This is a genomic window from Flavobacterium sp. PS2 (genome assembly GCF_046250155.1).
Lineage (GTDB): Bacteria > Bacteroidota > Bacteroidia > Flavobacteriales > Flavobacteriaceae > Flavobacterium.
Genome location: NZ_CP176426.1, coordinates 3,657,069 through 3,678,808, shown reverse-complemented (window position 1 = coordinate 3,678,808; position 21,740 = coordinate 3,657,069). Strand labels below are relative to the sequence as shown.

At 34.1% G+C, this 21,740-nt stretch carries 23 protein-coding genes; 3 read left to right on the top strand and 20 right to left on the bottom strand.

Features of this window, described 5'->3' with window-relative positions; genetic code table 11:
• Positions 1–180: 180 nt before the first annotated feature.
• On the bottom strand, positions 181–1,953 hold the full coding sequence (locus ACJ6WR_RS16205; RefSeq protein WP_409415825.1) for a MutS-related protein: 1,773 nt from the start codon (positions 1,951–1,953) through the stop codon (positions 181–183).
• A 210-nt stretch (positions 1,954–2,163) separates the two neighbouring features.
• Positions 2,164–2,997 (bottom strand): universal stress protein, encoded by an 834-nt coding sequence (locus tag ACJ6WR_RS16200; protein ID WP_409415824.1) that lies wholly within the window; start codon positions 2,995–2,997, stop codon positions 2,164–2,166.
• A gap of 307 nt (positions 2,998–3,304) precedes the next feature.
• On the opposite strand from ACJ6WR_RS16200, the gene mnmE reads away from it, so the two are divergent.
• The 3 genes from mnmE (at position 3,305) to ACJ6WR_RS16185 (ending at position 6,638) form a co-directional block, all read left to right on the top strand.
• Complete coding sequence (mnmE, locus tag ACJ6WR_RS16195) at positions 3,305–4,705, top strand: tRNA uridine-5-carboxymethylaminomethyl(34) synthesis GTPase MnmE (protein ID WP_409415823.1); 1,401 nt, start codon at positions 3,305–3,307, stop codon at positions 4,703–4,705.
• A 231-nt stretch (positions 4,706–4,936) separates the two neighbouring features.
• A complete protein-coding gene (locus ACJ6WR_RS16190; RefSeq protein ID WP_409415822.1) occupies positions 4,937–5,509 on the top strand; it encodes a helix-turn-helix domain-containing protein in 573 nt (190 codons plus the stop codon).
• The gene (locus ACJ6WR_RS16185) at positions 5,496–6,638 is read left to right on the top strand and encodes a tyrosine-type recombinase/integrase (protein ID WP_409415821.1); all 1,143 of its coding nucleotides are present in this window, start codon (positions 5,496–5,498) and stop codon (positions 6,636–6,638) included. Before ACJ6WR_RS16190 ends, ACJ6WR_RS16185 begins: the two co-directional genes overlap by 14 nt.
• 105 nt (positions 6,639–6,743) lie before the next feature.
• On the opposite strand, the gene ACJ6WR_RS16180 is transcribed toward ACJ6WR_RS16185, so the two are convergent.
• The 18 genes from ACJ6WR_RS16180 to ACJ6WR_RS16095 all read right to left on the bottom strand — a co-directional run bounded on the left by ACJ6WR_RS16180 (position 6,744) and on the right by ACJ6WR_RS16095 (position 21,675).
• Positions 6,744–7,001 carry a hypothetical protein gene (locus ACJ6WR_RS16180; RefSeq protein WP_409415820.1) on the bottom strand — a complete coding sequence of 86 codons (258 nt, stop codon included), beginning with the start codon at positions 6,999–7,001 and terminating at the stop codon, positions 6,744–6,746.
• A 7-nt stretch (positions 7,002–7,008) separates the two neighbouring features.
• Positions 7,009–7,737: a hypothetical protein gene (locus ACJ6WR_RS16175; protein ID WP_409415819.1), complete on the bottom strand. Its 729-nt coding sequence runs from the start codon at positions 7,735–7,737 to the stop codon at positions 7,009–7,011.
• The gene (locus ACJ6WR_RS16170) at positions 7,734–9,353 is read right to left on the bottom strand and encodes a hypothetical protein (protein ID WP_409415818.1); all 1,620 of its coding nucleotides are present in this window, start codon (positions 9,351–9,353) and stop codon (positions 7,734–7,736) included. The genes ACJ6WR_RS16175 and ACJ6WR_RS16170 overlap by 4 nt, the downstream gene beginning before the upstream one ends.
• Positions 9,354–9,482: 129 nt before the next feature.
• Positions 9,483–9,827 (bottom strand): helix-turn-helix domain-containing protein, encoded by a 345-nt coding sequence (locus tag ACJ6WR_RS16165; RefSeq protein ID WP_409415817.1) that lies wholly within the window; start codon positions 9,825–9,827, stop codon positions 9,483–9,485.
• A gap of 20 nt (positions 9,828–9,847) precedes the next feature.
• Positions 9,848–10,153, bottom strand: a complete 306-nt coding sequence (locus ACJ6WR_RS16160) for a hypothetical protein (RefSeq protein ID WP_409415816.1) — start codon at positions 10,151–10,153, stop codon at positions 9,848–9,850.
• 14 nt (positions 10,154–10,167) lie between these two features.
• Complete coding sequence (locus ACJ6WR_RS16155) at positions 10,168–11,190, bottom strand: hypothetical protein (protein ID WP_409415815.1); 1,023 nt, start codon at positions 11,188–11,190, stop codon at positions 10,168–10,170.
• A gap of 35 nt (positions 11,191–11,225) precedes the next feature.
• Positions 11,226–12,026 carry a hypothetical protein gene (locus tag ACJ6WR_RS16150; RefSeq protein WP_409415814.1) on the bottom strand — a complete coding sequence of 267 codons (801 nt, stop codon included), beginning with the start codon at positions 12,024–12,026 and terminating at the stop codon, positions 11,226–11,228.
• Between the two features lie 26 nt (positions 12,027–12,052).
• Complete coding sequence (gene traN, locus ACJ6WR_RS16145) at positions 12,053–12,898, bottom strand: conjugative transposon protein TraN (protein ID WP_409415813.1); 846 nt, start codon at positions 12,896–12,898, stop codon at positions 12,053–12,055.
• Positions 12,899–12,916: 18 nt separating this feature from the next.
• Entirely contained in the window at positions 12,917–14,149 is a 1,233-nt protein-coding gene (gene traM, locus ACJ6WR_RS16140) for a conjugative transposon protein TraM (protein WP_409415812.1), read from the bottom strand.
• A gap of 55 nt (positions 14,150–14,204) precedes the next feature.
• Positions 14,205–14,597 (bottom strand): hypothetical protein, encoded by a 393-nt coding sequence (locus ACJ6WR_RS16135; RefSeq protein WP_409415811.1) that lies wholly within the window; start codon positions 14,595–14,597, stop codon positions 14,205–14,207.
• 73 nt (positions 14,598–14,670) lie between these two features.
• A complete protein-coding gene (gene traK / locus ACJ6WR_RS16130; protein WP_409415810.1) occupies positions 14,671–15,279 on the bottom strand; it encodes a conjugative transposon protein TraK in 609 nt (202 codons plus the stop codon).
• A 30-nt stretch (positions 15,280–15,309) separates the two neighbouring features.
• Positions 15,310–16,506 (bottom strand): conjugative transposon protein TraJ, encoded by a 1,197-nt coding sequence (traJ, locus tag ACJ6WR_RS16125; RefSeq protein WP_409415809.1) that lies wholly within the window; start codon positions 16,504–16,506, stop codon positions 15,310–15,312.
• 16 nt (positions 16,507–16,522) lie between these two features.
• Positions 16,523–17,152, bottom strand: coding sequence for a TerB family tellurite resistance protein (locus tag ACJ6WR_RS16120; protein WP_409415808.1), 630 nt, complete (start codon positions 17,150–17,152; stop codon positions 16,523–16,525).
• 6 nt (positions 17,153–17,158) lie between these two features.
• Positions 17,159–17,776, bottom strand: coding sequence for a hypothetical protein (locus tag ACJ6WR_RS16115; RefSeq protein ID WP_409415807.1), 618 nt, complete (start codon positions 17,774–17,776; stop codon positions 17,159–17,161).
• Positions 17,777–17,790: 14 nt separating this feature from the next.
• Entirely contained in the window at positions 17,791–18,480 is a 690-nt protein-coding gene (locus ACJ6WR_RS16110) for a conjugal transfer protein TraI (protein WP_409415806.1), read from the bottom strand.
• 12 nt (positions 18,481–18,492) lie between these two features.
• Positions 18,493–20,961: a TraG family conjugative transposon ATPase gene (locus ACJ6WR_RS16105; protein ID WP_409415805.1), complete on the bottom strand. Its 2,469-nt coding sequence runs from the start codon at positions 20,959–20,961 to the stop codon at positions 18,493–18,495.
• A gap of 39 nt (positions 20,962–21,000) precedes the next feature.
• Positions 21,001–21,318: a DUF4133 domain-containing protein gene (locus ACJ6WR_RS16100; protein WP_409415804.1), complete on the bottom strand. Its 318-nt coding sequence runs from the start codon at positions 21,316–21,318 to the stop codon at positions 21,001–21,003.
• Between the two features lie 12 nt (positions 21,319–21,330).
• Positions 21,331–21,675 (bottom strand): DUF4134 domain-containing protein, encoded by a 345-nt coding sequence (locus ACJ6WR_RS16095; protein ID WP_409415803.1) that lies wholly within the window; start codon positions 21,673–21,675, stop codon positions 21,331–21,333.
• Positions 21,676–21,740 lie beyond the last annotated feature (65 nt).

Below are 21,740 nucleotides of genomic sequence, written 5' to 3'. Positions count from 1 at the left end.
GGATTCCTCCTGCATCGGAACGACAAGTTTCCGTAAAAAAAATGCGTTATTCGAGTCTGTTCAGGATAATAAAACAAATATAGCCTTTACTCTACATGTAGTCTTTACTCTATTATTTAATATCTTTTTTCTTAACTCTACTCTCTTGCATCTATCATCTTTCTTCTCCCATCTTTCCGCCTAAATCACGCCCATTTTTTGCATCAAGAAAGTAGCGCTTTTATTTTTGCAGATACCTTCACGGAGTTTATAATCAAAATGTAAATCATTATTTTTTATCTCAACCTCAAAACATTGATTCGTTAAGATTTCAGGATATTCATTTGTAGTTAAGCAAACTTCGATATCGTGAGTTGCGATTGCACCAATTGCTTTTTTTGCAATTACCTTTTTTACAACCTCGATAGTTCCGTTACGTTTATCATCGGAATTTGTTCCTCTTAAAATCTCATCTAAGAGTACAAAAGCAGGCTTATCCTCCAGTGCATCCATAATTTGTTTTAAACGCTTAATTTCGGCAAAAAAGTACGATTCACTATCAGATAAGGAATCTGATAGACGCATCGAAACCAAAACTGGCAACGGATGCATTGTAGCTTTATTTGCGCATACTACAGAACCTATTCCTCCCAAAACCATATTAATACCCAAGCTACGCAAAAAGGTACTTTTTCCAGACATATTCGACCCCGTAAGTATCATAAACGATTCTGGGAAAAATTGCACTTCATTCCCTACTCTAGTTTCTGGATTTAATAATGGATGATTTAGATTAGAAAAACCAATTTTAAAATCTGTATTCAGTTCAGGAAACACAAAATCTTGATTGTTATGAGAAAAATTGGCTAAGCTATTTAGCATTTCAAATTCACCAATTACATTTAGCCATTCTTCCAGAACAGATGCGTGATTGGTTTTCCAATTTAAAAGATTTTTTAAAACATGAAGATTGAACAAAAAAACACCATTAAACAACAAAGCAGATACAAAATTATTGATTGTATCCATGTTCGAAAACAACTCCGACAATTGTTTTAAATGAATACTTGCTTTAGCATTCTTGTAAATCAACTTATTTTGTAGTTTAATTAATTTATCTGATTTAAAAGTTTCGTTTTCAATCTCCTTAACCAATAAACCATATTGTTTGATAATTGTATCAATATTCTCGGCTTTGGCAATTTCAGTTTGAATTCTTTTAAAGAACATACCTAAAATTGTCGTATTCAGAATAAATGCAAAAGTAATGTAAGATAAAAAAGTAACATTTGAAGTTATAAAATAAGCAATTAATAACGCTCCAAAAGTAGCTGGCAGAACATACATTAATATAGACATCATTTTTGAAATAGGAGCACTTTTACCATCCTTCCAATTTAGTAATGCCTGATAAGCTTCTTTAGTATCTCGTCCTAATACTGCAAGCGCTAAAAACTTCTGACGCCAATCTAACTTAGATTCAAGTTCATGTATCGCATCTTGGTTTTTGGTAATTTCGTCATTAGTTAAATTATGTAATAACTGATTTGCCAATGTTTTCTTTCCAACAAAAGTTCCTGTTCTATTAAGACTTTGAAATAAAGAATGTTCTCCAAAAATATCTAAATCATAAGCATATGGATGATGAAAATCGATAAACTCTTGTCCGTTTTCAAAAGGCAATTTTTCTCTTTTTAGGAAAGTAATTTCATTTTTATTAATCTTTAAAAGCGTTTCTGTAAGTTTCTTTTTAAAAGACAACTTCGCATGAATACGCATTAAAACAATAAAACCAATGAATAATAAAGCTGCAGAAACAAGATATACTGTAGCATCTGTTTTGATATAATAATAACCTAAAACCAAACAGAAAACAATACTCAGAAGTCGTAATAAACTAATGCTATTGTATTTTTTATTAATTGCACTTAAAGCATCTGAATAAGTGCTAACATTCTTTTTATATTCTTCCATTGATTTAAAGTAATTATCCCTTTTTTAGAAATTATATTGAAATACAAATATAAGTTTACAGTGACGAAATAACTACTTTAAACACTAGGAAATAATTAATAATTTCTCATCGCAATGAAAGCTTTCTACTTATTTATATAAAGTAGCAGAGACGCAAAGAAAATAATTTTCTTTGCGTCTCTGCTACAGAATTTAGAAATCAACTCAAAACTATTGTTCGTGCATAATCAAAACCGGAATCGCTATATCCTTTGTTAATTTCTTAGTAAAACTAGGATGAAACAAACTTTCGAAAAAACTACGTTTATAAGCAATCATCGCTAAAACATCAATGTCTTTATATAAAACAAAATCCAGAATCGTTTCTTTAACCTCTTCACATGGAAGTACCAAAAACTGAATAGGCTCATCTTTAAATTCAGCTTCCCATTCTTTAATCGTAGCATCAGACACATCAGTACTCTGAGTTCTTACATACAGACATTTAACTTTGGCATTCATTTTTTTGGCTATAGCCAAAACTTTATGAAGTTCTTTTTTATCTTTCTCACGATAACGTGTAGTAAATCCGATAGTTTTTACTTTCTTAAATTCAGACTCTCCAGGAACACATAAAATAGGCACTTCTACCCCAGATATTACAGCATCTGTATTAGTACCTAAGAAAAAGTTTTCCCAGCCCGAAATACCAGAAGTTCCCATTACCACAAAGTCTATATTATCCTCTTTAATGGCTTTTTTCATGTTGTAAACCAAATCACCATCCATCAAGCGGTGATTCATTACAATATCATCCAGATTACGTCCTTCGGCAATTTCGCGAAGTTTTGGAATCTGATCTTTAAACATTTCGAATTTAGACAACTCTAATGAATTATATATTATTGCGAAATTTTCTGGGAAAAACTGACTGTCGTAAACCGGAATCTCAAAAGTGTGCAACAAAACGAGTTCTCCTTTAACTTGTTTTGCAAATTCTAAAGCATGTACAAAAGCATTTGTAGCTACTTCAGAAAAATCGGTGGGGAATAATATTCTTTTCATCGTACAGTTGGATTATATGTTAGTTTCTCAAATTTAACCATAAAACAGCCTCGTCGATATGACAATTATCAGTTATTTAACATTTTACAATTTATTAATATAAGTGTTCAGTTGCAGTGCTCAGTCTCAGTTGAAGCTCTCATCTTACCTCTCACTATTCAACTTTCACCGCTTTACAAGCTTTGTGCAAACGTTAACACTCTTTGCGGTTAATTTAAAAAACCAAGTATAATATTCTATATAGAAGAATCCATTTTACACAATCCTTCTCTTCGGAACTTCTAGCCTTTTTTTATACCTTTGCAGCATGATAAATCAAGATTCTATAGTAGCACTAGCAACACCATCTGGAGCTGGAGCAATAGCCATAATCCGTATTTCGGGTAGCGATGCCATTACAATTGGTAGCGGTGTTTTTCAATCTATTAAAAATAAAGATTTAACTAAACAGAAAACACATACCTTACATTTAGGTCATATCATAGATGGTTCGAAAACCCTTGATGAAGTTTTGGTTTCTGTATTTAAAGGACCAAATTCCTATACAGGCGAAAATACTATCGAAATATCATGTCACGGATCTACTTATATCCAACAACAAATAATTCAACTATTACTTCGTAAAGGTTGTCGAATGGCAGATCCTGGAGAATTTACACTTCGTGCATTCTTAAACGGAAAACTGGATTTATCACAAGCCGAAGCTGTAGCCGATTTAATCACATCTGATAATGAAGCTTCACATCAAATCGCTATGCAACAAATGCGAGGTGGTTTTAGTAACGAAATAGCCAAACTACGTGAGGAATTATTAAATTTTGCTTCGCTTATAGAACTAGAATTAGACTTTGCCGAAGAAGATGTTGAATTTGCTGACAGAACCCAATTTCATGAATTACTAAATCGTATTGAGTTTGTATTAAAACGATTAATCGACTCTTTTGCCGTTGGAAATGTAATTAAAAACGGAATTCCCGTTGCTATTGTTGGTGAACCAAATGTTGGAAAATCGACTTTATTAAATGCTTTACTAAACGAAGAACGCGCCATAGTTTCAGAAATTGCAGGAACAACTCGTGATACTATCGAAGATGAATTGGTTATTGGCGGAATCGGTTTCCGTTTTATAGATACAGCTGGTATTCGTGAAACTGTTGATTATGTAGAAAGTATCGGAATTAAGAAAACCTTCGAAAAAATAGAACAGGCACAAGTTGTTCTTTATTTATTTGATAGCTTAAAATTTAAAGCTCAAAGTTCTGAGTACATCATCGAAATAGAAAAAGTAAAAAACAAATATCCTTTAAAACCTCTACTTGTTGTAATTAACAAAGTAGATTTACTTACTAAAGAGGAAATTCAAAACATTCATAATCAACTTGAACCGCTAAACGTTACTCTTGAAACTATCTCAGCAAAAGAAAATATAGGTGTAGATGAATTAAAAAATCGCTTGCTTTCTTTTGTAAATACTGGAGCATTACGAAATAACGAAACTATTGTAACCAACACCAGACATTACGATTCGTTACTTAAAGCACTAGACGAAATACAAAAAGTAAAATACGGCCTCGAAACCAATCTCTCTAGCGACCTAATGGCTTTAGATATTCGTGAAGCTTTATACCAATTTGGCCTGATAACTGGTCAAGTATCAAATGATGAATTACTTGGAAACATCTTTGCTAATTTCTGCATCGGAAAATAGATAGACAAAATAACGCAAAACAACAACAAACAAACGAGTTAAAATATTGATTATCAATATTTTAACTCGTTTTTATTTTTCCTTTCTTTTAGTTGTTATGTTTTATTTTGCTTAAATTTGTACCCCATTTGTACCTCAAAAAACGAGGTACAAAAAAATATTTTTTTTTGGCCAAATGATGGCACATAGAGACACACATAGTCACAGTGGGACACTTAAAGTCACATTTCTATGAGTTCAAAAATGAAGATTACAAGAGTCTGTCAATTCTGCCAAAATGAGTTTACAGCACAGACAACAAAGACAAAATTCTGTTCGCTTAAATGCGGCTCAAAGGCCTACAAATTAAGGACTAGGCAGTCGAAAATTGCAGAAAGCAACAGACAGACGGAAATTGCTAAAAATCCAAATATTGAAGTAATTAAGACCAAAGATTACATCGATGTTTATCAGGCCAGTAATTTGCTCGGCATCAGCAGAAGGACTATTTACAGGCTCATCGAGCGCGGCGAACTTGATATTGCCAAATTTGGATCTAGAACTGTTATCAGAAGATGCGATCTGGATAGCTTCTTCTCTATACCCCTGGATCAGTCTCTACTTCGTCCGGTACAGGAATTTCCTGGATTAGAAAATTGCTATACTATAACACAGATACAGCAAAAATTTGGTATATCACCAGGAGCTCTTTATATGCTAATCCAAAGGCAAGGAATCGCTAAGTACGCAGTTGGCAAATTTAATTATGTAGCAAAAAAGGATATCGATATTATATTTAATGCAAGAGAAAATGAAAAAGAGTAATGTAACATTGAGACAAAAAGCGATATCAAACGGAAGAATATCACTTTATTTGGATTTTTATCCACCTATATTAAATACAGAAACAAACCAGTACATCAGACGGGAATTTCTAAAATTGTATCTTTATGACAAACCTAAAAACCAGATTCAGAAAATTTCTAATATAGAAAACCAGCATACTGCGGAATTAATCAAAATAAGGAGGCTAAATGAATTACGTAAAGAAGATGTGTACTCCCAGTTTGAAAAAGAGCAATTAGAATTACATAAAATTGGTCGTGGGTCATTCTTGAAATATTTTAAAAAATTGTCTGATAAAAAAGAGGGAAATAATTACCAGATTTGGAACTGTTCTATTATTCATTTCGAAGCCTTTCTTGAAGGTCGAGATATATCTTTTAAGGAAATTACTGTAACATTTATTGACGATTTTAAAGACTATCTCTTAAAAGCCAAGAGCCTAAGAAAAAATGGAAATACATTATCTAGAAATACAGCATTATCATATCACAATAAGATTAAAGCTACTCTAAAAAGAGCTTACAAAGAAGGAAAATTACGAACTGATATAAATGCTGGTATCGAATCTATTAAAGAACAGGAGTCTCAACGTAACTTTCTGACCCTAGAGGAGGCAAAAAAGCTCTTTACAACTTCTTGTTCCAAAGACATTGTATATAAAATTTCGAAGTTTTCCCTTTTAACCGGAAATAGATATTCAGATATAGCAAAGTTAGAATGGTCTGAAATAGAATACATTGAAAACGATGGTTATTATGTCAGATTCAAACAGAAGAAAACCGAAGGTTTGCAAACAATGCCCATATCAAATGAAGCATACGAAACATTCGGCGAAAGAGGAGAACCTAATAAAAAAGTGTTCCATGGGCTAAAAAAATGGGACGTAGATCGAGTTTTACCTGTATGGTTAGCTCATGCAGGAATTACCAAACATTTTACTTTTCATTGTTTTCGACACACTTATGCCACTTTGCAATTAGCAGCAGGGACAGATATCTTTACTGTATCGAAAATGCTGGGGCATAAAAATGTAAAAACTACTCAAATTTATTCGCATATAATCAATCAGAAAAAAAGAGATACAACGGCAAAAATAACTTTAAAATAGGAAAACAAGACAAATTGCCATTGCTTCAACCGATTATTAATCAGTCCCATAATTTCAATTATAAATAATTATGGGGCTGTTTAAACTTTATATTGGCTGTTAAAATTATATATCCACGCATATATATTCACACTTTCCATTTAGAGTGCATACAAGCCGTCTTTTCGTTCCCGGCCCGCAACCATCTATAGCAATTGATTTCTTATTGCTTGAAGGCAGATCATTACGTTTGAATTTTATAAACTCAATGCCAATATCATGTATATTATTATTTTTTAAATGTTCTTCAAGCATTTGAATAAGGTCTTTTTCAATGAGAACAGAATCAAGGTTTTTCAATTGACTTGCTTTTAACTTTGCCATAAATATGTTATTGGTTAATGGTTAGAATTACAGAATCAGATACGTTATTTGGTAAATTATTCTCGTCCAGAAGTATACATTTTATCTCTATAGTCGTGCCAACTGGATACAGAGCTGCCGCGTAATAACATGAAACTTTCGAATCTGCACCAGTTTGTGCTTGTATATCGCGAAAACTGCCATTAGCAGGCGTACCATCGGAAAGAAAGTCCTTAAAAATTACTTTATGCCCGCTTGAAACAAATTTACCTGAACTATTTCTTAAATTGCCAATAAATTGTACTTCTGTCAAATAGTTTGATCCAATTCCTAATGCAGACGACTGTAAGTCGATTGTGGATGCAACAGAAGGCAACGCTGTAATAGTTTTTTCAAGCACATATTCACCAACTGGACTGTCATATTCAGGCTTTACTGAGACGGTAATAATTCCTGTTTTTGTTGAAACCTTCAAAGTTGCTTTTGCGATCAGTCTCCCATTTTCATATTCAGATTTGACTACAGTTGATTCTGCGGCAGCTGGTAAAAATACTCCGGAAGAAGTTTTAAAAACAACATTTCTTCGGTCTGAATCGGTGTCCCCATTAAGAGTAACACTTAAATTTACTGTAGATTGACCATCAGCGGAAACTTCCTGTGCACTAACAGTAAAATCTGTAAATACCTCATCAATATTGGTATCATTTGTACAAGAAGACAGCATCAACACAGTGATGTATAGAATTATTTTTTTCATTTCAGTACCAGATTAGTTACTTTTTCGATGCTACTTAAAAAATCAATATCAACAGATAAGGACAAATACGCACCAGCTGCAATATGCTTATCCGATATTAATGGATTTGTCGACGCTCTTTTTAATAAAGCTACACCTCCACTTATTTTAAGGACTTGTGCAAAACGATATCCCGGCCCAATAAGAAGTGAGTTACTATTGTAAAAATTGTCAAAATCAATATTTGACATCGAGCCAAATGTTAGCCCAATATTTAAGCATAAATGCTGCCATATGGACCAATGGCTTACAATATCATAATCCGGTCCATATTTTCCTGCTACACAACCTTTATTTAACTTAGGATCAAAATCTGATATAAATTTTCCACGTCTTGTATTTCTATCTATTGGCCTGAAGTAAATACTAAAACCTAAATATAATTTTGGTATATATGTAATTTTATTATTGAGGTCCGTTGCAAAAACATTTGCAAAACCAGCATCAAGGAAAAGTATGTGCCCTCCTGCCGTTTTCAAATCAACCGATTGGGTGCTACTGCTAAGATAGAGCACCTGCTTCATTTTATCAGAAGCCGTAATTTCTTTATCAATATATTTACAGACATAATCCAGCAAACTATAATTTTCCTGAAGCTGTGCTCTAAATGTTTCTACCTCCGTTTTAACCAGGTTTAAGTTTATAGCTGATCCCCCAACAGTAAATGATGTCAGACCTTTTGCTATTACTCCAGTTATTTTTTTCTGAACTTCATCAAAATACTTGATGTTGTTTTTTAAATTTGCTAGCCGCTGTTCCGGTGAATTTATATTCGCAACAGTTTTTTCTGTATCAGGCAGCAATACATTATTTATATCCCTAAATCCTAAGAGTATATCACTAAACTGTCTCTTTTTCGAAGTTTCTAATAGAAGAAATCCCTCTGTAGGTTCCCATACGTTTTTACTTGTAGAACCGTCAAAAGCCTGTATAGAAGTCTCTCTAATGACTGCTGTAGTTTTGAAATTTGTTAGATTCTTAATAGAGTCATATTTAGATTTAAGCTTAGTAGTGTAAAAAGAAGTATATCCATTTAAATCCATACTGAAATAACTTAGCTCAAAATTACCGCTCTTATACACAGTAGCATCGACCGCTTTCTTGAATTCAATATTTCCAGTACCTCCCCTAGATAAGGCAGTGTTTAATAGCATCAGGTTATTTTTACTATCAGGATCCAATTCCGTAACAATATGAACAGCAAAGTCAATATTTGGTTTGAGAGCGGGAAATTTTATGATGAGATATTCAGATTTTTCATCTATTTGCAACTCAACATCCATAACTACCTTGCTTACAACTTCATTGGTATTACAGTCTTTAAATATGTTTTCTTTGTATTGACGAATACCGGCTTTGGAAATTGTTTGAAAAGCTTGTACTCTTTTTACAATTTTAGTTGGTATTTTTTCTACATGCAGATTAAATTCTTTATCAAAAGGAATTACAGCCTTCTCCAAAAGAGTTTGTGTTTTTAGATCATACTTCAAAGCAGGTACATATGGCTCAGAATCTTGAGCATACATAATTTGAATTGCTCCGAAAATAATAAGTAGATAAAAGTATTTTTTTTTCATAAGCACTAAGATTAGTCATGATAGCATCGCAAATTGCAAAGCTCTAACACTCAGCTAATTTAACAAGATTAAATTTACCTGCAATAGGTAATTCTACGTATTTTTTTTTTGATATGATAAATACAGTTATTATTTTGAAGATTTATGAGACAGATCGAACTTGAGTTCCACTTCGTGCTGTATCTCTGAAATAGTTTTAATTCGACCGGACTTGATCCATTCAAGTAATTCTGTCTTGTAAAAATAAAGACGTTTACCCTGCTTGTTAACCGGTATTTCATTCTTGCAGACTTTAGTATAGATAGTGGCTACAGACAAACTTAGAAGTTTGGAAGCTCCTTCAATAGTTAGTAATTCTTCGTTCTTGGCTTTATCATTATGATTTTTGACTTTCAGAAGCTTTTCAATTTTATCAATCTTTCGGTATAATTTTCCAATGATATTTGGCAAATCTTCAAATGTAAACTGTTCCATAATATCTATTCTTAAAAAAATTATACTGCAATACAATCTTCTAGCAAAATAAAATAAACCTTGCTCCTCCTCTTTCTATTACGACTTGGCTCGTACCTAATATATCCATACTCGTTTAATTCACGCATGCATTTGTGGTATGTTACCGGCCCTGTTATTTTTGCTATCCACATAATTTCATAACGATACACTTCAATAGGATTAATATCCCCCTTACTTGTTCTATATTGCAACAATGCAGCATATATCCCAATATGAGTGATACTAATTCTGTAATCTTTCTCTATTGCCTTAAAGAAATCACATAAAGGTTGTAGCGTTTTCATTATTTCCAAGTTTATCAATTTATGTGCATTCCATTTCGTTTGGAATGATTGTTTTGTGGTCTCTCATTCTCTTTTACTATTTGTTTTACAGTTTCTATAGTTTTATCATTCAAAGCCGTTGTCATCGATATTTTCTTCAACTGCCCATCATAAATGTTTACTGATTTAAACTGAGGATTTGCTTCAATGTAAAATTGAAGTTCATTCCCATTTTTAAGTAAGGTTACGGACTGCCTGTTCCCTTCTCTTAAAGCATCTTGTAATTTGTATGTATTCGTTTTGTTTGACAATTCCTTTAATGGTAGTTGCTGTATCGTTTTTTCCAGATTATAATCATAATCATGACGAAATTCTTTAATGCGATGATTGTGGTTCGCATCTTTATCATTTAAATTTAATTGAATCCAGGAGCTGCCTTTTTGAACTGCGCGTCCTGCTAATAAATTATATGCCTGTGTTGGATTAATAGAATTTTCTTCCTGTATTTTGAAGTACTGACTCCTGTTTTCTTCGGGACATGATTCATTTTGCAAAGTGGTTTTAAAACCTTCAAATTGATACTGTCCGCTCTGGTCTTTTGCAAAAGATAATTCATGATGCAGACGTTCCTTTTCATTAACATAATAGGAAACCGGAATAGTAAATTGCTCGTATCCCTCTTTTATTTGCTGATCGATTTGATTTGACAAATCTTTAAAACCAATACGCTGCACCTGTTCGTGCAGCGATTGGTAGTTCTTTTGCTCTTCTTTTTCATTTCTACGTACTGCGATTTGATCTATAAGTGGTGCAACGACCAGTTTACGAACAAGTCGTACTAATTGATTAGGATAAAGTTGCTTTAATATCTTATTCTTCTCCTGCTTGAGCATCTGCAAAGCAAAACGTTCGTCAATATTTCTAGTTCCTTTATACTTTGTTCCAATGCGTTCGTAATGATGTAGTTTTTCTTTAACCAGCGATCTATTATTGGAAAGACTGAAATTAAACAGTTTACTAAAACGCTCCTCCCTGGAACGCCACTGCTTTAATTCCATCTCTACTCTGTTAACGGGAACTTGTTCATTCATGATCACATGGATTGGCTTTTCCTTTTCCTCTTATCTTCCTTTGGCGCTTCAGGTCCATCGTCATCAGCACTTTGGATTTGCTTTTTGGCGCCTCGTTTTTCAGATACCTGCTCTATTTCGGATTGCTTTTCTTCTTTGGAATGACGGTTATCAATACGCTGCATATTGTTATCATACACATTGATCGTTTTGAATTGTGGACTGGCTTCAATGTACTGTTTGATTTCATTACCCTCTTTCAGAAAAGTAGCAGATTGCAGGTTTCCCTTTTTCAAAGAATCCATTAAATCTTCTTTGTACTTAGGATTTTCCAATTCCTTAATTGGATGTTTGGCTAATGTTGCTTCCAAATCGTAACCATAATTTTGATGGTATTGATTTAGTTTAAAATTACCATTGGTGTCGTCAGTTTGTTTAAAATCAATTTGCACCCACGCATTGTATAGTTCTCCTTCTTTATTGGTTAAATCCTTATTTACGGATCTTCCTTCCATAAGATTAAAAGCTTCTTTCATGGTAATGTTGCTGCCTTTATTAATATAAAAGGTTTGTTCCAAAGCTTCTTTAGAGTTTTCTTTTTGCAATTCTACTTTATAAGAGTTAAAGAAATACATATCACTTTGTTCCGATTTTTTAAAATTCAAGGTAGCCATAGCAGTATCCTCACCATATTTAGCAATATGATTCAAAGTAAAACTAGGTTCTTCCTTCTGCAATTTTTCTTTTAATTCATTCTCCAGTGTTTCACCGAAACCGGTGTACTTAATCTGGTCTTTTAAGTATTCAAAATTTTTATCGTTCATGACTCAATTTTTTAAATGATTACTAATTATAATTTAGGAAGTACAGTAACCTGTACCAGCTTTGTGTTCTTTACATGCAATTCAACATGCCTACCCCCATTTTGTTCCATGAGTTGTATCGCTAAGTATTTTTTCTCCGGAATGGTGAATTTTGGAATTGCAAATACAAAGGTGTTTTCTTCTTCACTATCAATTTTAACCACATTGTTCAATATATAAATTGGTGTAATTTCAATCTCCTGTGAAGCTGTTCGTTTTACTTTTTTGCTATCTCGAATGAAAAAACGAAGTTGGTTGATTTCATAATTAATGTTGGAATTGTTTGTTATTTTTATCCTGTAGTACATTACAGCATCACGAATAAAAATTCCGTTGAGTACAAAATCTATATCATAGTTGCTTTCTTTTTCTCCTCGCAGTTTTTTCTTGTCGTAAAAAGCCAATTTGGAATATTCCTGAACATCCTGATCGTTTAAACTTTCATCTGAAAAATAGATTTCTTGCTCAGTTGGTTTTGTTTTATTTAAGGTAAGATTCAATTGTGGAGACTCTTCATTATAACTCAATACGAAAGAATAGAGTTTGCCATCAGCAGTGACCACGGTAAGATTAGTTTGAAAAAATCCTTTTTGTGCTGCTTTAATCTGAAGTATATTCTCAAGACCTTTTGCTTTTTGTACCAGTATATCGGAACTCCCCTTATCAACACTTTTAATAGCAAAAGGAAATACAATATTGGTTGTTTTGGAGTACGCTATCTGTAAAGAATCGGACTCAATTTTAGACAGATTATTTCTATTTGTCTTTTGTGCAAATACACCGATACTCATAAATACTAGATAACCCATCATTAATAAATTAAAATTTTTCATCTGTTTCATTTTTAGTTTTCAATTGGAATCTTTTTGTTTCTCATCACGAAGTAGCACTTGATAACCAGCCTTTACAATCACTTTGACCATCTTTACTTTTTTACTCAACAAGCTTTTAGCTGCTTCAATTCCGGCTCCAGCTGCCTGTGAACCCCAAGAGTCATCAAGACTTGCAACGCCTAAAGTTTGCATAGAACGGTCAGCAGATGCTTTGGCAACATCACGGTTAATGGCTCCTGGAATATAAATTCCAATAAGACCGTCCATATCGTAAACAGACAAATCAACTGGAAATAAGGAGTTGTTGTATCTAATACTGTTTATCTTGATGGTTAACCTTTCTCCTTTTAAAGAAGCTACTCCATACATGAAATTGTCTTTTGGGATTTTAACGCCACTTATAAAAATGTCATTCAGAAGTCGCAATTTCACAGTGGCTCCATTTACAATGGTTTGTGTTTCGTGAATCACCGCTTCCACAGCATTTTGCATTAAATCTCTGTTTTCAGGTTCCTCTACCGAGTAAAATCTATTAGGTGTGGACTCAGTAGCAGCTGGTGATTTGTTTTGTAAAGACGTAACAGGGATTTCTTCTGCTCTGGTAGAAATAGAGAATACCTGACCACGCTGAGCTTCAGAAGCTTTTTTTAGTTTATCCTGTACCCTATCAGGATGTTGGATATCCAATATACTTTCCAGCATTCCACCGAGTTGTTGCAATTCCGGATCTGGATTATCCTGTCCATTACTCATGGATTCCATCATTTGTTCCAGCCTGTCTACATCTTTGGAATGAATTGAAGGTTCAGTTGATTTTACGTATTTCGAATAATCCCTGTTTGGAACTGGAACAGATATAGGTGCATTGATTGCTTTTTGAAGCGCTTCTAATTTTTGATGTACTTTCTCTTCGTTTGGATCACGATATACCGATGTATTTAAACCGCCTCGTCTTTTTCTCAGAGCAATAGCACTACTATCTTCAGTAGAATCAATTTGAAAAGACTGACTCAAATAGTTAGGGTCTTTCTTGATAAGCTCATCAAGTTTAGCAGAATCAAGAGTTGCCAGATCGTAGTAGTTCATTTTGTCTAATGCATGTCCTTCTTTGAGGTTCGCATTGGGCAATTTTATATTAAACCCTTTTTGCTTTGGTATTACCATATTTGCAGCATCCATTTTCCCACCACCTAATGCCCAAAATATAGCAGTTAAAAATGGTAAAACTAATACTGGCAATATCAGTAGCATCTTACGTTGCTTTAGTACTTTTAATGATTTTTCTTTTTGTTCCATGATATCTATTTTAAAAGTTTGAATTATAATAGTTTTCTAGTATCTCTAAACTATCCAGAAGCCCGGGACGGTATTGTACAATGCTGTCATACATTTTTTTTCCTGTTGGACTGCGGCCAAGACTATCTAAATACCTTCGAAATTCTATAATTCTTTCCAGTTCAGCTTTACTCGTAATTTCCTTTAATGAAGTAGACTTACCCCTTAAGAAAATAGAATTATTTGGTTTAGTAATTGGAACTATAGTTATATTTTTAGTGCTATTATTTGAAAAACTAGTCACAATTAAATAGATGCTACAACTACCAGTACATATTATAAAACTGAACAGAATTACAATCCAGTTTAATCGTGAAAAATGTGATGTCTTTTGCTCTAACCAATGTGCACACTTATTTTGCATTCGTAGGTTCATCTCATCAAACTTTTCCCATAGGCTGTTCCTTTTATCAGAGAATTTCATAATCAGTAGTTTATTATTTTCTGTTTTCAGTACTTAAATCCCGATTCTCAATCGTATTCCAACGCTCGATCAAAAAGCCATGCGGGTTATTATCACTTCGCGATACATTTCGAAGATTACCTTCAGTAATCAGACTCCGATACGCAATGCTGGTAGTACGTATAATGTTTTGGGTAGCATAACATCGAAATTGATAGGGATATTTATTGATGTCTATTGTTATGCTATCAACTTTTATCGTTTGACTGACATTGCCTGATATGATACCAGAGTAATAACCATTCTCTTTTAAATCATCATAGATTCGTTTTGCACTCTCGTCAGCCAAATAAAGCGCCTTGGTAACATTACTTTTGATTACTTTATCATCGGGGTCAAGGGTAAAAAAGAATTGATGGAATGTCTTTACATGGTCCCGTGCTTCGATGGGTATGTTGTCTTTCCGATCAGAAGCATAAGCTTCCAATGCTTTGCCATTTGCCAATATGTAAACATTATTCTGCATTTGCGATACTAGAGTGAAACTTTTGTAGAGCGAAAAACAACTAATTAAAATACAACCAATAATTACCAGCATCGTAAAACCTCGAACATGTCGAAAGGCAGTGTCAATATTTTTCATTTTACTAAACATGATACTTTTATTTAGAGATTAGGAATTGCCTTTTAATTTATTCCCCATGTAGCTTTCCTTATCTTTAAAATAAGGAGATGTATTTCCAGAACTTGACATACTTTGAGATATTCGTCCAGCGGCATTGCCCATTGCATCTGCTGCCATACCAGCTCCTTGGGAAACTGTGCCAATCGCGGAACTAGTAGAGTTACTAAAGATGCTAGTTACTTTTTGTCCCAATGCACCACCACCGCCTGCATGAACAATATAGTTAGCAACAGAGGGAACGGTAAAATAGCCCACAATCCCAATAATCATAAATACTAAATAAGCAGCGTCGGTACTGCTAAAAAAAGTATCCCCCTCTTCATTGACTTGTCCAATATCGATTTTTATCATATTCTCTTGAATCTTACCTATAATACTGCCGAATATATTGGCGACAGGAAGCCATAAATAAATATTGATATAGCGCGCCAACCAAACTGTAAGAGTATGTTGGAAACCATCGAAAACTGATATTCCAAAAACCAACGGACCTAGAATAGAAAGCACCACCAATTGAAACGTTCGCAGGGTATCGATGCAAAGCGAAGCAGCTTCAAATAATACCCGAAGTACTTCGCTCATCCATTCTTTAACAGAATGTTTGAAATTATAAGAAGCTTTAGACATGGCAAATTTGACATCATTTCCAATACCACTAAGTATTCCTTCTTTAGTAGGATCCTCAGTAGGATGAGTATATTTGTACCATTCTGCTCGATTGCCTTCTCCTGTTGAACCCACATACATTTTCCAGGGATCAGTTCCCTTGAGTGCTTCTTCTTTTTCTTTGAGTAATCGTTCGATAGCTTTGTTTGATCCTTCCACCATTGCAGCAGTTGCTGTTACAGTAGGTTTCATCACTCCATTAATCATATACAATACCGAAGGGAAAATCATGATACAAAATCCAATCACAAAAGGACGAAAGAGCGGATAAAAGTCTATAGGTTCTGCGCTGGCTATATGTCTCCACACTCTAGAGGAGATATACCAAATAGCGGCAAAACCAGCAAGTCCTTGTCCTACTCCCAGTAGGTTATTGCATAAAGGCATCATCTCATCATACAACTTATCTAATACGCTATGCAGGCTGTTCATATCGTCCGCAATTCCCTGTGCCTGGCTAACAAAAGGCAACAAAAAACCTAGCGAAACAAATAATGCTCCCTTATTTATCTTTATCATAACAATGAATATTTAGTTATTTATTATACATGTTGCGCATTGTATTTACATCATTACGCTCCTTAGCACGTTGCAAAGCCAGTACTGAAGTATTGTTATTGAAGTTTCTGAGAAACATAAGCTTGTCCTGCATATCTGCATATATTTTGTCAATGGATGCTAATCGTTCGTCATCTGACATTCGCATTTTATTTGCTGTGACAACTGTAGTAAGCTCCTCAATATTTCTAAGACTCTGTTTGAATAAATTATCGTACACTCTTTCTAAATAAGCGATTTCCTCAGCATTGAAACTTTCACTGTCTCTAAAGCGACCAAAGGCGGACTTATATTCTTTTACCAATTGCATCTGATAATTGACTATATCGCCAATACGTCTATAATTTCGAACTGTGGGACTAACTTGCATAAGCGCATCAAGAAATGTCTCATGAAGACTAAAATTTCCTTTGGATAAATCTTTCACTGTATTGTAACCACCGCTGAGCATTTCATAACCCTTTTTCATATCCCTAAGGATTTGTTTGAATTGGGTCAATTTTTCGATGTTTAAAATCAATTGCTGGATTTCCTGTTTTTGGGCAGTTACTTTGGAAGGGAGCATTAAAACAACACATACAATTCCTATAATCAGTATCTTTTTCATGGTCTATCAGTATATGCCGCGCAAGACACGGCTGGTTTTAGCCTCTTTTAATTCCTTAACTTTTGATAAAGCCATTAGTTTGATTTGATTACTAAAACTTTCAGAGAAAGTGTAGTTATCGAGCATGTTTTGATAGATGGTATCAATACGTTTAATGCGCTCATCGTCTTTCAACTCTAATTTTCCGTCCAAAACAATTGTCAATAGTTCATCCATATTAGTATCACAATTTTCAATCAACCTCTCAAATACCCTTTGGATATAGTCAACTTCATCTCCATGGAATAAATCATCCTGCTGGATTTGCAGATATATCTTATTGGAGTTTTTTATGATTTTTATATGAAGTGCTATTATTTCTGTAACTTTAGCATACTTTTTTATTTTTGGGTTGACACTCTTAAGTGAAGTGAGATACCCCTTATGAAGATTAAATTCTCCTCGTTTAAAATCATTAATAGCTCCTAGTCCTTTTTTGGCTACTGAATACCCTTTTTGAGCATAACCTATATACACTTGAAGCGCTGCAATTTGTTGTAAAAGCATCCTTTGTTGTTTTGCCTGTGCCTGAATATTACAAGTGAAGAGTGCGGCAAAAAGCAACAGTAAAAATATCTTTTTCATGATTTTTTTATTTATTACGGAATTCCGTAAAATTTCTTAACCGATTTGACATCATGTTGCGTTTTGGCTCTTTGAAGACTCAGCAAAATGTTCTGTTTATTAAAGAGTGTCAGATCATCATAATTAGCATCGATTTGGTCTGCAGCACCATTGATGATTTCTATTCTCTTGGCATCACTCATCTGGGTAGTAAAAGAATCAAGAACTAAAAATATTTGATCGATATTTTTTAGACTTTCATTCAATATTCCAGAATACACGCGGTTCATATAATCCAATTCATTTGCGTTAAAATGAGCATCCTTTTGAAACAAGTTCCAGGTTCTTTCATATTCATCGACCAAACGAATTTGTTTTTGGCTAAGATCTTTGATACGCTGGTAATAGGTAATGATGGATTTAACTTTTGCTAATTCCTCATAATAATCCTTGTAGAGGTCTTTTTGTTTCTGTGTCCAATCAGAAATCTCATCCAATTTCAAATTGGATAAAATATTTTCAATTTTCTTCTGTGCATTTTGCAACCAGATTGTTTTGTTCTGTAGCTTTTGTATCCTAAGATCTATTGCCTTAATTACCTTCTTCGCAACCGCTTTTACCATCTCTAAAATTGGTATTGCTACTGTCTTTTCTGCTGGCCATACAGGAGTGCTAATCAGTAAAATGCACAACAAGCAGATCGTCATATTCTTTTTTGTTTTCATAATTAGTGTCGTTTAGTTCCCATTCCTCATATCCATAGCAAGTGCGGCAATTCCTTTTTTGATATCTCCATCAAACTTTTTAGCATACGCCTGCACTTTTACTTTTTCGGTTTCTTCGGTGGTATAGGCTAAATACTCTTCGAGAGATACCTCTGTGCGATATACTTTTGATTGCATTCCTCCGAGTGAGATAAATACTTCTTTGTATTTCTTATCAGGATCATTCGCCTTATTGACAGAAAGCACGAGTGCCTTTTCTTTATCTGTAAGTCCCAGTAGTTCTTGTATTTGTTCAAATTTATTCTGGTACTTACTTTGGTCCAATAATATTTTACAATCACTGTTATTAATAATGGCTTGCTTTACAACTGGAGAAGAAATAATATCTTCTACTTCTTGCGTAACTACAATGGCTTCACCAAAAAATTTACGCACAGTCTTGAATAAATATTTAATATACTCAGCCATACCTTCCTTGGCTATAGCCTTCCATGCTTCCTCAATAAGTATCATTTTTCTAATACCTTTTAACTTACGCATCTTGCTAATAAATACTTCCATAATGATAATAGTAACCACAGGAAAAAGTATGGGATGGTCTTTGATATTATCGAGTTCAAAAACGATGAAACGTTCTTTTAATAAATCTAGATTTTCGGTAGCATTAAGGAGGTAATCAAATTCTCCTCCTTTGTAATAGGGACGTAATACATACAAGAAATTATTCACATCGAAATCTTTTTCCTTTACCTTATCTCCTTCCAATATGGTTACAAAATCATTCTTTAGAAATTCATAAAAACTATCAAAACAGGGAAATAAATCAGAATTACTTTCTAACTTTTCATAGTACAACTGTAGTGCGTTGGACAATGCCACATATTCACTTCGATTGAATGTTTCATTGTCTTTTTTCCATAAAGCCAATAACAATGTTTTAATACTTTCTTTTTTCTCGGTATCTAGAGTATCTCCCTCACTGATATAAAATGGATTGAATCGAATAGGGTTCTTTTCATCATAAGTGAAATAATACCCTCCCACCATATCACATAATCCTTTGTAACTGTGCCCCACATCAACAAGTACAACATGCGTTCCCTGTTCATAGTAACTTCTAACCATATGGTTGGTAAAAAAGGATTTTCCACTTCCTGATGGGCCAAGAATAAATTTGTTACGATTAGTGCAAATCCCCATTCTCATTGGTTCATCACTGATATCTACATGAACCGGTTTGCCAGTCAAACGATCTCCTAAGCGAATGCCAAAAGGACTAAGTGAAGAACGATACCCTGTTTCCAGATTCAAAAAACAGGTAGCTTGTTCTGTAAATGTATCAAAGGTGTCATTCATGGGGAAATCTGCTGCATTTCCAGGAATGCCTGCCCAAAATATTTGTGCCACTCCCACTGTTTCTTGCTTTGCAGCAGCATCCATCTGTGTCAGTGCTGAAGAAACTTTGTTCTTTAGATCTTTGAGTTCTTCTTTGTTATCCGTCCATAAGAGCACATTAAAATGTGCTTTGACAGGAAGCCGTTGCTGACCGATAGCTTCATTAAGAAAATCATTGGTCGCATCACGGGCAATAAGATTCTCTCTGCTATAAGCAGATAAGGATTGTAACCGCAGTCTTTTACTCTCTAGTTTTCGCAAAGTTTTCTGAAAATCCTCTATAAAAATATATTGATTATAGATGTGATTACAGGATAACAATTGCCCTAGTGTTGAGGAAAAACCGATACTAAATTTTGTCTTATCGGTTGAATATCGATCATAATTAATTCGAGAGCCACAAAGAGCAGGCAGATCGGCAGCATCTCCTAAAGTATAAATTTGACAATGCTTGTCTCCAATCTGCAAACCATCATCAAAAGCAATATCCTTATATACAAATGAGTTTTCCTTTTCAGAAAGGAAACAATAGCGTTCAATGATTCCAATCTTTCTGCTATGACTTCGAAGATCCTCATTGCCAAGGCGAGTGAGTTTCACAAAACCACTATCTTCCAATATACGTCTGAACTGTCCCGTACTATCAACAAACTCCTGACGTAACTGTGCCTTTAATGTTTCTTCTGGCACTATAGAACTTCTAAGTAAATTGGAAAATAAAGAACTAGAAGTTTTTCTGCCTGCTGGTTTTTTGGTCAGGAAAATGTAACACGAATGGTCCAAAAAGGGACGTTCATTAAAAAAATGCTCACTACTTCGGGTCAGGAAACTGGAGTCTTCGCTTGTGAAATCTGCCTCAAACTTACTATCAATAAACCAGTCCTGTTTGTGAAATACACTAAACTTGGGAAGCAACTTTATGGCTTTAAGCCATGCCTGATGAAATGCTTCGTATTCCTGATCTGACAAAGTAAATATCTCAGGTAATTCCGCCTTGAATACTACCGTCACATCCCCTTGCTTGGATAGAATACAGTCATGCTCTACATCCATAATTGGTAAAATATCATCTATCATCTTTTCCATGTTCATCTTTTTTACCAGTCCCTTACTTTGAAATAAATCTCATTTTCGCATCATAAATATCTTTCTGCTCTGGAATTTAACTGCTTTAGGAATCTGTCTTTTTGCTAACGCTTTCATCATGCCATGTTCTCCATATTTATGGCTCATTTTATATATTTTCAAAACCCATAATGTTCCCGAAATACCAATTATTCCAATGCAGATAAATGAAGGTAAACCTGCTATATACATAATCGCAAAGAGTATCATTAAAGCGATCACTCCCCCTCCCAAATACCAGATGTATTGTGCTTTTAATCCCTTAAATTCTATACTTTGATTAATTCCCTTGTTGATTTGATATACACTATTTGACATGGCATTATATACTTAAATTCCAAAGAAGGATTTAATTACTGTAGCAACTACTACCAGAAAAACACAACTGCCAAACCACGCTGCTGCAACTTTACCCGTGTCAGGATCTCCAGCATTCCATTTCTGATACACCTTCACTGCTCCTATCAACCCTAATATTGCTCCAACAGCATACATGAGTTCTGTTCCTGCATCAAAATAACTTCGTACTTGCTGGTTAGCCTCATTAATTCCTGCAAGTCCATCTTGGGCATAGACCTCATAGCTTATTACCATAAAGATTTGTACTAAAAGCGCACATATAACAGATGATTTTCCTCCAATAAACTTTTTAAAATTCCACTTCCATTTTTTCATCGCTCACTATTTTGAAGTTTAAAAATTCTGATAAAACGGAGGAAATTGCCGTTGTCACACTCCAC